Genomic DNA, 13,897 nt, shown 5'->3' on the forward strand with positions numbered 1-13,897 from the left:
GGCATTATTATTTTGGAAACAGCTTGAGCGCTGAATGTTGAAAGATAAAAATAATTACCCGCCAAGATCCAGATAGAGACTTTCTTTTACTTCCTCCATGACCACATAACTATGTGAGGAGGCAGAAGCAGGTAATTTTTTTAGCAAATCGCCTAACAGACGCCGATAGGCACTCATCTCTTTGAGACGTGCCTTGACCAGATAATCAAAGTCACCGGAAATCAAATGACATTCCAGTACTTCTGGAATTTCGGTCAGATTCCGCGCCACCTGATCAAATACATCACCCGATTTTGCAGAAAGCTTAATCTCCAGAAAGACCAGCAAATTGCGTTCTAGTAGTTCCGGATTTAAGCGCGCGTAATAACCCATGATAATGCCTTCGCGCTCCAGCCGTTTTACCCGTTCTGAACAGGGTGTGGTTGACAGGTTCACACGTGCTGCCAGCTCACTAATGGCAATCCGGCCATCGCGTTGCAAGATATCCAGAATCATGCGATCAATGCGGTCTAATTTACGCATCAATATTTCCCTCTTTTTTTTAATTCTGCCCGAAAAAATGTTTATTTCACTAAATATATCATCTCAATATAGTTAAATTCACTATTTATCCAAAAATATACTAGTTAAATCAACTAGAAAAATTTGAGGGTAGTAAGATGCGCGTTTTGGTCTTAGGCAGTGGTGTAATCGGTGTGGCGAGTGCCTACTATCTGGCGCAGCAGGGTGCGGAAGTTACAGTGCTCGACCGTCAAACCGGGCCGGCTGAAGAAACCAGTTTTGGCAATGCCGGACAAATTTCTCCGGGCTATTCGACGCCATGGGCAGCACCGGGCATTCCATTTAAAGCAGTGAAATGGATGTTCCAGCATCATGCACCTTTAGCCATTAATTTAGATGGCAGTATGTGGCAGTTGAACTGGATGGCACAAATGCTGAAAAACTGTAATCCAGCCAGCTATGCGATTAACAAAGAACGTATGACCCGTGTGGCTGAATATAGCCGTGACTGTTTACGTGAATTGCGTAAAGAAACCGGGATCAGTTATGAACACCGTTCTAAAGGTACTTTGCAAGTCTTTCGTAACGAAGCGCAATTAGAGATGGTGCAACGTGATATTGCGGTATTGCGAGAATGCGGCGTACCGCATGAATTGTTGTTGGGCGCTGATCTGGCCAAAGTTGAGCCAGCCCTGGCGCATGCCCAGGATAAACTGGTGGGCGGCTTGCATTTACCCAATGATGAGACAGGCGACTGTTATTTATTTACCAATGCCTTAGCCAATGTTGCCAAAGAATTGGGTGTGCAGTTTAAATTTAACCAAAATGTTGAGCGTTTGGTGATTGAAGGCGATGAAATTAAGGGGGTGGTGGTCAATGGTGAAGTGCTGACGGCTGATAAATATGTATTGGCATTCGGTAGTTATTCGCGTGATTTCTTAAAACCTTTGAATCTGGATTTGCCGGTTTATCCAGTCAAAGGCTATTCACTGACCATTCCAATTGTTGATGCCAACTTTGCACCACAATCTACGGTGCTGGATGAAACCTATAAAATTGCCATCACGCGTTTTGACCAGCGGATCCGTGTTGGCGGTATGGCCGAACTAAGTGGATTTAACCACAATTTGAAAGACAATCGCCGTGCCACTCTGGAAATGGTCACTCAGGAATTATTCCCAGGCGGGGATCTGGCAGAAGCGAGTTTCTGGACCGGTTTACGTCCAATGACCCCAGACAGTACCCCGATTATTGGTGTAACGCGTTTTAAAAATCTGTTCCTGAATACTGGACATGGCACCCTGGGTTGGACCATGGCCTGTGGTTCGGGCAAGTTAATCAGTGACATGGTGTTGAATCATAAAACCGAAATCAGCACTGAAGGACTTTCACTCGGACGTTATTCACACGCGGCCTAAATTGCTGTTTCAAGGAAGAAGCTATGCCACGCCCAATTCAAGCTGTGGTGCACTTAGATGCATTGCAGCATAACCTGAAGATCGCCAAAGCCGCAGCGCCAAATGCCGAAGTCTATGCTGTGGTTAAAGCCAATGCCTATGGTCATGGTATTGAGCGAGTCTATTCAGCATTTCAATCAGCCGATGGTTTTGCCTTGCTGGATTTGGCTGAAGCGCAGCGTCTGCGTGCGCTCGGTTGGCAGGGCAAAATTTTACTGCTCGAAGGAATTTTTGCTGTAGACGATTTAGACGTCTGTGCTGCATTAGATTTAAGTTTTAGTCTACATAGCCAGCATCAAATCGCTTGGTTAACGCAGTTTCAGCAGATCAATCCAGACGCAAAATTTGATGTGTACTTAAAACTTAACAGCGGTATGAACCGTTTGGGTTTTCAGGCCCACGAATATACGGATATTTTTAAGCAAGTCCAGGCACTGGGCAATGTGCGCTCAATTAGCCATATGACGCATTTTTCCGATGCAGATGGTCAGCGCTTTGGCCAGAACGGCATTGATTATCAATATTCAATGTTCACGCAAATCATTGAACCCTTAGCAGGGAAAACTTCTGTCAGTAATAGTGCAGCCATCCTGCGCCATCATCACCATATTCAATCCGACATTGTGCGTAGTGGCATCATGCTGTATGGCAGTTCGCCTGACTATCCTGACCATACTATTGATGACTGGAATTTGCAGCCCGGCATGAGCCTGCGCAGTGAAATCATTGCGATTCAGTATATTCAGGCTGATGAAAGTGTGGGTTATGGTTCTAACTTCGTTGCGGAGCAGGCGATGCGCATTGGTGTAGTGGCGTGTGGATATGCCGATGGGTATCAGCGCATTTCAGCCACAGGTACACCAGTTCTGGTGGATTCAGTGCGAACTCAAGTTCTTGGTCGGGTCAGTATGGATATGCTTACCGTCGATCTGACCGCTGTCCCTCAGGCGACTGTGGGGAGTGAAGTGGTACTTTGGGGGAAATCTTCGCAAGGTGAAATTTTATCAATTGATGAGGTCGCGGCCGGTTCAGGAACCGTAGGCTATGAATTGATGTGTGCGATTACGGCTCGTGTACCGGTTCGGATTGAAAGCTAAAACTAAATATTGACCAAATAACGGAAGAAATTGAGAGGACATATGATGATGGAACACACCGATATCCAGCGTATTAACAGCAATCAGGTCATGAGTGCTGTCACCATTCACAACCAGACTGTGTATGTATCAGGGCAGGTGCCGGATAGCACCCGTCAGGATATTAGCGGTCAAACGCAGGAAGTGCTGACGAAAATTGATCAGCTGCTCAAGCTGGCAGGAACAGACAAAAGCCGACTGCTGTCGGCACAACTATTTGTGAAAAATCTGGAAGATTTTCAAACCGTGAACCAGATCTGGATTCACTGGTTGCAAGGACAGGGAACTCCGGCACGTGCCACCATTCAGGCAGATCTGGTCAATCCTGACTGGCTGATTGAAATTGCAGTGATTGCAGCACAGGCTTGAGTTGTTTTGATTTTTATATCTCCCAACTTAATTTTGTAAGGACATTAGATCCGGTCATTTAGCTTTTTAAATGGAACTTCATCTGCATTCAGGATTTCAGGAAGAAATCCGATCAGATGGGCAAGGGTCTGATGCGAAAAAGGAACTAAACATGAATACAACATCCGCTAAAGATGACGCAGCGCCGTCGCAACATGAGCTACAACGCAAGCTATCCAATCGGCATCTGCAGTTAATTGCCATTGGTGGTGCAATTGGTACCGGTTTATTTATGGGATCGGGTAAAACTATCTCTTTGGCCGGCCCTTCAATTTTATTTATTTATATGATTATTGGCTTTATGTTTTTCTTCCTGATGCGCGCATTGGGTGAGATATTGTTGGCTAATTTACATTACAAATCATTTATTGATATGGCACGCGACCTGATTGGTCCGGGCGCGGCCTATTATATTGGCTGGTCTTATTGGCTCGGTTGGGTTCTGGTCGGGATTGCTGATTTAGCAGCGATTATTAATTATCTGAGTTTCTGGTTGCCTGAGGGTGTGGCCTTTACCCCCATCGGGCAGGCACTGATCAGTGTCGGCTGTGTATTGCTGGTTCTAGGTTTGAACTTGCTGACGGTCAAACTGTTTGGTGAAATTGAATTCTGGTTTGCCCTGATTAAGATTTTAGCCATTTTAGGCCTGATCTTTATTGGCGGCTTTATGGTGTTGAACCAGTTTCAGGCACCAGATGGCAGTACTGCAAGCTTTAGCCATGTCTGGTCGGGTGGTATGTTCCCCAAAGGTGCGGATGGCTTTCTGGCAGGCTTCCAGATTGCCTTATTCGCCTTTGTCGGTGTGGAATTGCTCGGTACGATGGCAGCTGAAACCAAAGATCCTGAGAAAAATTTACCCAAAGCCGTCAATGCGATTCCAACGCGTATTATCTTGTTCTATGTGTTGTCATTGTTTGTAGTGATGTCAGTGACTCCATGGGCTAAAATTCCTGCGGATCAAAGTCCTTTTGTCAGCTTATTCATGCATGCCGGTATTGGTGCGGCGGCGATCATCATGAATCTGGTGGTCTTGTCATCCGTCATGTCTTCCATGAATAGTGGTGTATTCTCCACCAGTCGTATGCTTTTCGGATTGGCGCGTGGTCAACAGGCACCTGCCGCTTTGGCGCATCTATCGAAACGTTCTGTACCAGCCAAGGGTTTAATGTTCTCATGTGCCTTTATTATGGCTGGTGCAGCTTTGCAGTACTTCGTGCCCAATACCTTGGAAGCTTTTACTTTAGCGACGTCACTGTGCGTGATTTTGTTTATTAGTATTTGGAGCTTAATTATGGTGTGTTATTTACGCTACCGTAAATTACGCCCTGAACAGCATGCCAACTCCACCTTTAAAATGCCGGGTGGGGTATGGATGAGCTATATCGTACTAACTTTTCTGGCTTTCGCTCTGGTCATTTTAAGTTTGGAGCCAGATACATTCAATGCATTAAAAATCAGTCCATTATGGTTGATTATTTTGGCAGTGACTTATTATGTACTGTATCGGCCGCGTGTCGCAGCCGCGAGAAAAGCTGCATTAGAAACACAATAAAATAGCTTAAAAAATCCCCGACTGATCGGGGATTTTTTTATTGTAAGCAGAATAATTTGTGAATCATCCTTCCTCTATTTTCTAAAAAAGCCAAATCATCATTCAGATAATTAAAGTTGAGGAACACAGCGCTGATAAAATTTACTTTGATTGGATGTATATTCGAAATAAATTAAACAGGTATAAATACATAGAATAAATAATGCAACCCTTGCTACTGGCGAAACAAACAAAGATGATAAAAGGATGATGAGCAAACACGGGATTATCCATACCAATACACGTTTCTTTTTTTGTTTTACAACGACTTGAATTTCCTGATTTGACATTGGTTTAGTCTGATTTTTCCACAATTCGATTTTTATTGGCTCATTGCTAAACTTAAGTTGTCGGTATTCACTATAAGCGGGCTGTAAGGCATCATGCTTCATAAAAAAATCCGAATATGAGGCAAAAATATAATTTTCGATCTGCTCTAAACTTGGTGATGCTGTGCTAACACTAAAATCCTGATTCAAATCTTGAAAGACAAGCTGAAAATTTCCAGCGTATTCATTGCGGATAAAATGAATCGATAACATGGATTCTGGATAAAAATAACTTGGGTGCAGTAGATAATTTTCATGCCGTTGCCACAGTGGGTGTTTGTGGAAATTATGGGTGAAAATTGGCAATTCGTCAGGGTTGGGATGATAAGCACGTATTTGTAAAATAAGAGCTAAATCAGGTGTAAGGCACACTTCAACTGATTGACCTACAAGTTGTTCAGGTTTAACTTCTATGGGTTGTAAAATTAAGAAATCGGGATAGCGAATATTAAAAGTCTTTTTATGGGTTTCATTTTTTAAATCATAAAATTTAAGTTCAATATTAAGCTGCTTTAATTTGGGATCATATTTTGAAACTTTGGTGATCTTGCCAAATGTCTTGAGGTATTGGTCGGAATATTGTTTTCGTGTTTTTCGAGCATATAGCCATAGATACAAACCCTCTATTTCATTTAATGTAAACAGCCCAAGAAAAAGTACAGAAATAGTTAGTTGTGGATTATTAGAATTCCATACAAGATAAATCGCGCCAATAGCAAAAATCCAATGAAAGCGAGCTTTTATTTTTTGATGAAGCTTAAGCTTTGGGCCATGCAATTTTTTAAAGTTTTTCACAGCATCTGAATATAATTTTTGAGCTTCAGGTGTTGAGGCTATTTTAATTTCTGCGGATGGAAAGTTCTGCATAATTGACCTTTTATTTTTCATGATCTTGTTTTTGTGTTAGCTAAAGGAAAGAATCCGTTCAGAAATATCCAGATTACTCTTTTTTTATTGTGTACATGAGTCTGATTTCATTTTTATAGTATTTTGATTTTTAAGATATTATATTAAAAATTGAATAAAAATAAAGTAATCAAGTTTTCAAAATACAGGTAATTTTCTCAAAAAGAGGAAGAGTTATGTATAGTGTAGTCATTTCCAAGACACAAACTTTCTGAATTGAATCTTAAAATGGACAGCTGTGTGCAGATTTAAATATTCAGACATAAAAAATCCCCGACTGATCGGGGATTTTTTTGATTGCGTGGGTGAATTAGAAAGTAGGTTTAACTACGACTAAAATCACCACTGCAAATAAGATCAGGGTTGGCATCTCATTAAAATAACGCCAAAACTTGTGAGACTTGTAATGTGCATTATCAATCAACTTCTTGCGGTAATAACCACATATCAGATGGTAAATCACCAATAAGCCGACCAGGCCAACTTTAAGGTAAAACCATAAGGCTTCATGGTAGTGACGCGTTGCATCACCCCAGTCGACCAGAAAGTGTGCCGTAATCAAGGTGGCCAACATGGCTGGCCACATGATGCCACGGTACAGCTTACGTTCCATGACTTCAAAGCGTTGATGACTGACGGCATCTTCGCTCATGGCATGATAAACATATAAACGTGGCAAGTAGAACAAAGCCGCGAACCAGCAAACCACTGCAATAATATGTAATGCTTTTACCCACAAGAAAGCATCAGAAGGAGCATCCATCAAGTCACCCTAAATTGGGCAGCTTAGCCTTCCCATTTCTTGAAAATGAGACAGGCATTTACGCCGCCGAAACCGAAACTGTTACTCATCACAGTATTCAATTTTGCGTCACGTTTTTCAAGCACGATATCAAACGGTTTCGCGCCTTCATCCAGCTCAGTCACGTTGATGTTTGGAGCAATAAAGTCATTTTGCATCATCAGAACCGAATAAATCGCTTCCTGAACACCAGCAGCACCCAGACTGTGACCCGTCATTGACTTGGTTGAGCTGAGTGGAGGAACCTGACCTTCACCGAAAGCACGTTCCATTGCTTTAAGTTCTGTGATGTCACCCGCTGGAGTAGAGGTACCATGTGTATTGACATAGTCAATTTTATCGACGCCGTGTTGTTTGGCTTCTTCTAAAGCCATCAGTACGCAACGTGTTGCACCTTCACCACTTGGTGCAACCATGTCGGCACCATCCGAGTTAGCTGCATAGCCTACGACTTCGGCAAGAATGTTGGCACCACGCGCTTGCGCATGTTCCAAAGATTCAAGGATCACAAAACCACCACCACCGGCAATCACGAAACCGTCACGGTCTGCAGAATAAGGACGCGATGCTGTTTCAGGGCTGTCATTGTATTTAGAGCAAAGTGCGCCCATGGCATCAAACAACAAGCTTTGTGACCAGTGATCTTCTTCACCGCCACCCGCCAACATTAAATCTTGCTTGCCGAGTTGAATCAGGTTGTAGGCATAACCAATGGCATCTGCAGAGGTTGCACATGCACTGGTAATGGTATGCGCCACGCCTTGTAATTTGAATGCAACGCCAACGTTTGCTGTAATCGTGTTGGTCATATTACGTGGTACAAAGAAAGGACCGACTTTACGCGCACCTTTGGTTTGCAATAATTCGTTCATTTCAATAACAGAAGCAGTTGAACCACCACCTGAACCACCCGCGATACCATAGCGTGGATTATTTGCCAGATCTTCTTGTTTTAAACCGGCATGTTCAACTGCAGCAAGTGCCGAGTTGTAGGCATACATTGCGCATACACCCATAAAGCGTTTGAGTTTACGGTCAATACCGTCGAAATCCTGTTCGGCCGCAGCACTCACATGGCTTTTGAAATTGAGTTCAGCATAAGTCGGATTAAAACGTGTTCCTGAAATCCCATTTTGTAAAGAATGGTTTACATCCTCTAATGTATTACCAATACACGAGTTAATACCCATGCCAGTGATGACAACACGTTTCATCTACAGATCCTTATAGTTTAGCTCTACGTCCAGTGGCAGAAAATGGGCTATATAAAATCGCCAAATCCGGCCTCTAGCCTTATTTCATGATGGAGAACATGATAGCAGAAAGACTTTTGAAATCTTATGGCAAATGTTATGCCGTGTGACAGTCGGTTGGGTTTGTGAGTCGGCATGTAGGGATTTTACTAAATGACACAGAATAAAGTTGAGATAAATGCTGACTACACCTAGTATTTATATCAAATACAAGCACGTGAATGCTGAGGTAAAAAATGGTAAATGCTAATAATAAACAATCTAATGGTCTGATTTCGAATGCCTTTGGAGTGGCGAAAAAGTTCAGTTCAACCGGATTGGATTTATTGAATCATGTTGCACCAGACTCGGTGACGAAAGCGCTTAAGCCGTCAAATTCCGGTCAGGTGATTGAAGGTTCGGCGAAGACAAAAAGCGTTTTTTCGGCTAAAAAATATGATAATCCACAGCAAATGCTTCGTGAACATCTGCCAAATGTATCTCGCCAACTTCTAGGACACCATTTTAATACCGTCAATAACGTGGCACATTTTGTTTCTCCTGAACTGACGGAGAAAGTATCAGACTATTTTTATGACCGCCTTAACCAGTTTAGTAACCAGAGCAGTTCGGTCGATGCCATTCTGAATGAAGCGGGAGCAAAAGACTTGGAAGAGTTGACTCAGGATGTCAATCGTTCTAAACGAATTTCACAGGCTTTGGGTGAGCAAAACAAATGGATTGCAACGGTACAGGGTGCAATCAGCGGTGCTTCTGGGGTGCTTGGTACAGCGATTGATATTCCGGCTTCTTTGTTAATGGCGCTACGTACCATTTATCAGGTCGGTCGCTCTTATGGTTTTGACCTGAGCAAAGAAGATGATCAGGAAATCGTACAACATATTTTTAGACAGCTAGACCTTGGCCTGATTGCTGAAAAGCAGACCTTATTATTGGGCTTAAAAGCGCTGAGTAATATGATTAAAACCCACGATATTTCCCAGCTTCAGACCATGCTAGGTTCTGATAATGATATGACTGCCATAAAGCAATGGTTAAACAACCATGAAGGCGAGGCGAAATGGGAATGGGTGAACAATCTGCCAAAAATTTCTATTTTAGAAAAATTAACGAAATTGACACCATTGGCAAGTGCTGGAATCGGAGCAGTTTATAGTCACCGTTTTGTTGATGATGTAAATCAGAAAGCTCAAGAAGCTTTCTCACATGCTCGACAATATCTGATTCAGCATCAAGATTCGCAATTGTCTCCCTATGCGGCCTATGAAAAAGCAGTCAATTTATTGCAACAGGCTGCACCTAAATTATTAGACAGTTCATCTCAGTCGATCGAGGCGCCAAAAGACGAGCCAATTCTGGATCAGGATATTGCAATTGAAGGCAATGATACAATTACTCAGGTCAAACTGGTTAAGAAAGAAAAGAATGATCTCAGTTCTGAAGAAGCTGAAGTGAAAAAAGATGAAAAAGTCAGTGAAGGTCTAGATGCCCTCAGTGATGAATTGGTTGAACCTGTGGCAGATAAACAATCGCAACAGCCTGCTTTAACCAAAACTTCTTTTGATCCTGACGTGGAAGCAGAGATACAAGCAGATAATACTGCTGAAAATGAATCGGAGACCGTGGAAAATGAGGGGCTAGAGGGGCAGGAGGATCCTGATTCTGCATCTGAAACAGCCTCAACGACATCTAAAGCTCAAGATGTTACAAAAAAAACTGCGAAGAATCCGAAAAAGTAAATGAATTCTGAGAGAAAATAGCAGCATAGCGTATAGTTGTTATTATATTTGGTCGACCTGAGCAGGTTGACCAATTTTACATCTTGAATTACAATTGCATGCCCTCAAAAAGCAGTATGTTTTTGGGGCTTTTTATTAACGGGAGAATTGCCAAATGGCAACAACAAATCAGTTGATCCGTAAGGGTCGTACGACTTTAGTTGAAAAATCTAAAGTTCCTGCGTTGAAGGCTTGTCCACAGCGCCGTGGTGTTTGTACACGTGTTTACACAACTACACCTAAAAAACCTAACTCAGCAATGCGTAAAGTTTGCCGTGTTCGCTTAACTTCAGGTTTTGAAGTTTCTAGCTACATCGGTGGTGAAGGCCATAACCTGCAAGAGCACAGTGTTGTTCTTATCCGTGGTGGTCGTGTTAAAGACTTACCAGGTGTACGTTACCATACCGTTCGTGGTTCTTTAGACTGTGCTGGTGTTAAAGATCGTAACCAGTCTCGTTCTAAATACGGTACTAAACGTCCTAAGAAATAATTCGTCAAGAATTAAATTTTAAGAACGTAGAACCGCAATCCTTTATCGTCTCGCTTGTCTGATTTCTGCATTTAATTTTGTGAAATTCAAGCGACGTGTAGTAAGGCCAGCGAATGCACATGACACTTTGTGCTCATGCTGGATAAACCTGAAGTGTCATCTTTATAGGTAGTTTAAAATGCCAAGACGTCGCGTAGTCGCTGCTCGTGAAATCCTTCCGGATCCTAAGTTCAGCAGCCAAACAATCGCTAAATTCATGAACCACGTAATGCAAGATGGTAAAAAATCTATTGCTGAAAGTATCGTTTACGGTGCTTTAGACCGCGTTCAAGAAAAATCTAAAGTAGACCCAGTTGAATTTTTCGAGACTACTCTTGAAAAAGTTCGTCCTATGGTCGAAGTAAAAGCACGCCGTGTTGGTGGTGCTACATACCAAGTACCTATGGAAGTACGCCCATCCCGTCGTACTGCCCTAGCTATGCGTTGGTTAGTAGATGCTGCTGCTAAGCGTTCTGAAAAAACTATGGCTTTACGTCTTGCTGGCGAGTTGCTTGATGCATCTGAAGGCAAAGGCGCTGCGGTTAAGAAACGTGAAGATGTGCACCGTATGGCTGAAGCCAACAAAGCATTCTCTCACTACCGTTTCTAAGCAGATAAAACAGGCCCTATTCAGGAAAGTGCTAAAACCGTCATGGTTTTGTCACCAAAGCGCTTTAAGTTGCTATGCAGCTTAAAGCGTCCTGTTTTAAACAACAAAATTTAGGAATGCTAGAAATCATGGCACGTCAAACCCCAATTTCTCGTTACCGTAACATTGGTATTTCTGCGCACATTGACGCAGGTAAGACAACCACTTCTGAACGTATTTTGTTCTACACAGGTGAGAGCCATAAACTTGGTGAAACTCACGAAGGTTCGGCAACTACGGACTGGATGGAACAAGAGCAAGAACGCGGTATTACCATTACCTCAGCAGCTGTAACATGCTTCTGGAAAGGTATGGCGAACCAGTTCGAACAACACCGTATTAACGTAATTGACACCCCGGGACACGTTGACTTCACGATTGAAGTTGAGCGTTCTATGCGTGTTCTTGACGGTGCGTGCATGGTTTACTGTGCTGTAGGTGGTGTTCAGCCTCAGTCAGAAACGGTATGGCGTCAAGCAAATAAATATAAAGTTCCACGTATTGCGTTCGTTAATAAAATGGACCGTACTGGCGCGAACTTCTTCCGTGCAGTTGAACAAGTTAAAACACGTCTTGGCGGTAATCCAGTGCCAATCGTTGTTCCAATCGGCGCAGAAGAAAACTTCCAGGGTGTTGTTGACCTGATCGAAATGAAAGCAATCATTTGGGATGAAGCATCTCAAGGTATGCAATTCGAATATGGCGACATCCCTGCTGACTTAGTTGCTACTGCTGAAGAATGGCGTACTAACATGGTTGAAGCTGCTGCGGAAGCATCAGAAGAACTCATGGACAAGTACCTAGAAGGCGAAGAGCTAACTAAAGAAGAAATCGTTGCTGGTATCCGTAAGCGTACATTGGCAAACGAAATTCAACCGATGCTTTGTGGTTCGGCATTCAAAAACAAAGGTGTTCAACGTATGTTGGATGCTGTAATTGAATTCTTGCCAGCACCGACTGACGTTGAAGCGATCAAGGGTATCCTTGACGACAAAGACGAATCTGAAGGTTCTCGTGAAGCGTCTGACGAAGCTCCGTTCTCTGCACTTGCATTCAAAATTATGAATGACAAATTCGTAGGTAACTTGACTTTCGTTCGTGTTTACTCAGGTGTTCTTAAAGCGGGTAGCCCGTGTTATAACCCAGTAAAAATGAAGCGTGAGCGTGTTGGCCGTATCGTACAGATGCATGCGAATGACCGTAAAGATATCGAAGAAATTCGTGCGGGCGACATCGCGGCATGTGTAGGTCTTAAAGACACAACGACTGGTGATACATTATGTGATGAAAACCACGTAATTACACTAGAGCGTATGGAATTCCCTGAGCCAGTAATTGCACTTGCAGTTGAGCCTAAAACTAAAGCTGACCAAGAAAAAATGTCAGTTGCTTTAGGTCGTTTGGCGAAAGAAGATCCATCATTCCGCGTACGTACTGATGAAGAATCAGGTCAAACCATTATTGCTGGTATGGGTGAACTTCACCTTGACATCATTGTTGACCGTATGAAGCGTGAATTCGGTGTTGAAGCCAACATTGGTAAACCAATGGTTTCTTACCGTGAAACGATCAAAAAGTCAGTTGAACAAGAAGGTAAATTCGTACGTCAAACTGGTGGTAAAGGTAAGTTCGGTCACGTATACGTACGTCTAGAACCGCTTGCTGAAGACGCTGGTAAAGACTACGAATTCGTTGAAGAAGTTGTAGGTGGTGTAGTACCTAAAGAATTCTTTGGCGCGGTTGACAAGGGTATCCAAGAACGTATGAAGAATGGTGTACTTGCTGGTTATCCAGTAGTGGGCATCAAAGCGACATTGTTCGACGGTTCTTACCATGATGTCGATTCTGACGAATTATCGTTCAAAATGGCAGGTTCTTACGCATTCCGTGATGGTTTCATGAAAGCAGATCCAATCTTGCTTGAACCAATCATGAAAGTTGAAGTAGAAACTCCAGAAGACTACATGGGCGATATCATGGGTGACTTAAACCGTCGTCGTGGTATGGTTCAAGGTATGGACGATCTTCCTGGTGGTACTAAAGCCATTCGTGCTGAAGTTCCATTGGCTGAGATGTTTGGTTACGCAACTCATATGCGTTCTATGTCTCAAGGTCGTGCGACTTACTCTATGGAATTTGCTAAATATGCTGAAACTCCACGTAACGTGGCTGAAGGCATCATTTCTAAGTTCCAGTCTGGCGGTAAAAAAGGTGACGACGAGTAATCTTTCGATTACTATAAGCCCAAACTAATTCATAGTTAAACCCAAGTGCTCATGCAGTGATCCTGCATGAGTAGTTTAAAAAGGAAGATCTCATGGCTAAGGCTAAGTTTGAACGTAATAAGCCACACGTTAACGTGGGCACAATTGGTCACGTCGACCATGGTAAAACAACTTTAACAGCTGCGATTGCAACTGTATGTGCAAAGAAATTCGGTGGCGAAGCGCGTGATTACGCTGCAATCGACTCTGCACCAGAAGAAAAAGCACGTGGTATTACAATTAATACTTCACACGTAGAATACGATTCTCCAACTCGTCACTACGCTCACGTAG

13 protein-coding genes are annotated in these 13,897 nt (G+C 42.9%); 9 read left to right on the forward strand and 4 right to left on the reverse strand.

The genetic code is table 11. The features are described from left to right. Nucleotides 1-54: 54 nt before the first annotated feature. Nucleotides 55-522 (reverse strand): Lrp/AsnC ligand binding domain-containing protein, encoded by a 468-nt coding sequence (locus FTV48_RS10365; protein WP_005095994.1) that lies wholly within the window; start codon nt 520-522, stop codon nt 55-57. 137 nt (nt 523-659) lie between these two features. On the opposite strand from FTV48_RS10365, the gene FTV48_RS10370 reads away from it, so the two are divergent. The 4 genes from FTV48_RS10370 (at nt 660) to FTV48_RS10385 (ending at nt 5,054) form a co-directional block, all read left to right on the forward strand. After that, nucleotides 660-1,919: a D-amino acid dehydrogenase gene (locus FTV48_RS10370; RefSeq protein ID WP_005172382.1), complete on the forward strand. Its 1,260-nt coding sequence runs from the start codon at nt 660-662 to the stop codon at nt 1,917-1,919. Between the two features lie 23 nt (nt 1,920-1,942). Further along, nucleotides 1,943-3,055, forward strand: a complete 1,113-nt coding sequence (gene alr, locus FTV48_RS10375; protein ID WP_180000231.1) for an alanine racemase — start codon at nt 1,943-1,945, stop codon at nt 3,053-3,055. Nucleotides 3,056-3,100: 45 nt separating this feature from the next. Then, nucleotides 3,101-3,463, forward strand: coding sequence for a RidA family protein (locus FTV48_RS10380; protein ID WP_005172374.1), 363 nt, complete (start codon nt 3,101-3,103; stop codon nt 3,461-3,463). 151 nt (nt 3,464-3,614) lie between these two features. Beyond that, a complete protein-coding gene (locus FTV48_RS10385) occupies nt 3,615-5,054 on the forward strand; it encodes an amino acid permease (protein ID WP_074384173.1) in 1,440 nt (479 codons plus the stop codon). A gap of 110 nt (nt 5,055-5,164) precedes the next feature. Here FTV48_RS10385 and FTV48_RS10390 read toward each other — a convergent pair whose 3' ends face one another. From FTV48_RS10390 to FTV48_RS10400, 3 genes are all read right to left on the reverse strand, one after another. Continuing rightward, entirely contained in the window at nt 5,165-6,289 is a 1,125-nt protein-coding gene (locus FTV48_RS10390) for a hypothetical protein (RefSeq protein ID WP_180000233.1), read from the reverse strand. Between the two features lie 349 nt (nt 6,290-6,638). Continuing rightward, nucleotides 6,639-7,091, reverse strand: coding sequence for a CopD family protein (locus FTV48_RS10395; RefSeq protein ID WP_100357334.1), 453 nt, complete (start codon nt 7,089-7,091; stop codon nt 6,639-6,641). A gap of 23 nt (nt 7,092-7,114) precedes the next feature. Next, a complete protein-coding gene (locus tag FTV48_RS10400; protein ID WP_180000235.1) occupies nt 7,115-8,344 on the reverse strand; it encodes a beta-ketoacyl synthase N-terminal-like domain-containing protein in 1,230 nt (409 codons plus the stop codon). A 275-nt stretch (nt 8,345-8,619) separates the two neighbouring features. Between FTV48_RS10400 and FTV48_RS10405 the strand changes: the two genes are divergently transcribed. From FTV48_RS10405 to FTV48_RS10425, 5 genes are all read left to right on the forward strand, one after another. Then, nucleotides 8,620-10,122: an EcsC family protein gene (locus tag FTV48_RS10405; RefSeq protein ID WP_180000237.1), complete on the forward strand. Its 1,503-nt coding sequence runs from the start codon at nt 8,620-8,622 to the stop codon at nt 10,120-10,122. Nucleotides 10,123-10,276: 154 nt separating this feature from the next. Further along, nucleotides 10,277-10,651 (forward strand): 30S ribosomal protein S12, encoded by a 375-nt coding sequence (gene rpsL / locus FTV48_RS10410; RefSeq protein WP_002050319.1) that lies wholly within the window; start codon nt 10,277-10,279, stop codon nt 10,649-10,651. A 178-nt stretch (nt 10,652-10,829) separates the two neighbouring features. Continuing rightward, nucleotides 10,830-11,300: a 30S ribosomal protein S7 gene (gene rpsG, locus FTV48_RS10415; protein WP_004279240.1), complete on the forward strand. Its 471-nt coding sequence runs from the start codon at nt 10,830-10,832 to the stop codon at nt 11,298-11,300. Between the two features lie 128 nt (nt 11,301-11,428). Continuing rightward, nucleotides 11,429-13,564 (forward strand): elongation factor G, encoded by a 2,136-nt coding sequence (fusA, locus tag FTV48_RS10420; RefSeq protein WP_005096016.1) that lies wholly within the window; start codon nt 11,429-11,431, stop codon nt 13,562-13,564. A gap of 92 nt (nt 13,565-13,656) precedes the next feature. Next, a partial coding sequence (locus tag FTV48_RS10425; RefSeq protein ID WP_257220114.1) for a GTP-binding protein occupies nt 13,657-13,897 on the forward strand: 241 nt, incomplete at its 3' end.

The organism is Acinetobacter sp. YH18001, assembly GCF_013416975.1.
Lineage (GTDB): Bacteria > Pseudomonadota > Gammaproteobacteria > Pseudomonadales > Moraxellaceae > Acinetobacter > Acinetobacter pseudolwoffii.

Excerpts from the sequence above, each read along its gene's own strand:
- rpsG (WP_004279240.1), top strand. The coding sequence starts at position 10,830 with ATGCCAAGACGTCGCGTAGTCGCTGCTCGTGAAATCCTTCCGGATCCT.
- FTV48_RS10395 (WP_100357334.1), bottom strand. The coding sequence starts at position 7,091 with ATGGATGCTCCTTCTGATGCTTTCTTGTGGGTAAAAGCATTACATATT.
- FTV48_RS10370 (WP_005172382.1), top strand. The coding sequence starts at position 660 with ATGCGCGTTTTGGTCTTAGGCAGTGGTGTAATCGGTGTGGCGAGTGCC.
- FTV48_RS10405 (WP_180000237.1), top strand. The coding sequence starts at position 8,620 with ATGGTAAATGCTAATAATAAACAATCTAATGGTCTGATTTCGAATGCC.
- FTV48_RS10380 (WP_005172374.1), top strand. The coding sequence starts at position 3,101 with ATGATGGAACACACCGATATCCAGCGTATTAACAGCAATCAGGTCATG.
- alr (WP_180000231.1), top strand. The coding sequence starts at position 1,943 with ATGCCACGCCCAATTCAAGCTGTGGTGCACTTAGATGCATTGCAGCAT.
- FTV48_RS10385 (WP_074384173.1), top strand. The coding sequence starts at position 3,615 with ATGAATACAACATCCGCTAAAGATGACGCAGCGCCGTCGCAACATGAG.
- fusA (WP_005096016.1), top strand. The coding sequence starts at position 11,429 with ATGGCACGTCAAACCCCAATTTCTCGTTACCGTAACATTGGTATTTCT.
- FTV48_RS10365 (WP_005095994.1), bottom strand. The coding sequence starts at position 522 with ATGCGTAAATTAGACCGCATTGATCGCATGATTCTGGATATCTTGCAA.
- FTV48_RS10390 (WP_180000233.1), bottom strand. The coding sequence starts at position 6,289 with ATGCAGAACTTTCCATCCGCAGAAATTAAAATAGCCTCAACACCTGAA.
- rpsL (WP_002050319.1), top strand. The coding sequence starts at position 10,277 with ATGGCAACAACAAATCAGTTGATCCGTAAGGGTCGTACGACTTTAGTT.
- FTV48_RS10400 (WP_180000235.1), bottom strand. The coding sequence starts at position 8,344 with ATGAAACGTGTTGTCATCACTGGCATGGGTATTAACTCGTGTATTGGT.